Origin of the sequence: Mesorhizobium sp. M8A.F.Ca.ET.207.01.1.1 (assembly GCF_004794715.1) — a bacterium.
Lineage (GTDB): Bacteria > Pseudomonadota > Alphaproteobacteria > Rhizobiales > Rhizobiaceae > Mesorhizobium.
This window is the reverse complement of record NZ_SRUS01000501.1, coordinates 1-295: the sequence shown is the minus strand read 5'-3', so window position 1 is coordinate 295 and position 295 is coordinate 1. Positions and strand designations below refer to the sequence as shown.

Sequence of the window (295 nt, the reverse complement as noted above, 5' to 3'; positions counted from 1 at the left end):
GGCGCACGGCGGATCGCGACGCTGTATCGGCCCGCCAACCAGTACCACGTCGTGCTGGAGGCTGCACCGAAGTACCGGCTCGACCTCGATGCCCTCAGCGGCCTCTACGTGCCGGGCGCCGATGGACAGCAGGTACCGTTGACGAGTCTTGCGCAGGTGAGGCGCAGCCGTGCGTGGCAAGCGGTGTATCACGACGACGGGCGCGTATCTGCGACGATTTCGTTCAGCCTGACGCGCGCCGTTGCGCTGTCGGACGTGGTTCGGCGGATCGACGCGCTCACTCGCTCGCTCGTGC

1 protein-coding gene is annotated in these 295 nt (G+C 67.8%); it reads left to right on the top strand.

The features are described from left to right. On the top strand, positions 1–295 hold a 295-nt coding region (locus EN850_RS35560; protein ID WP_136093073.1), incomplete at both ends, for an efflux RND transporter permease subunit.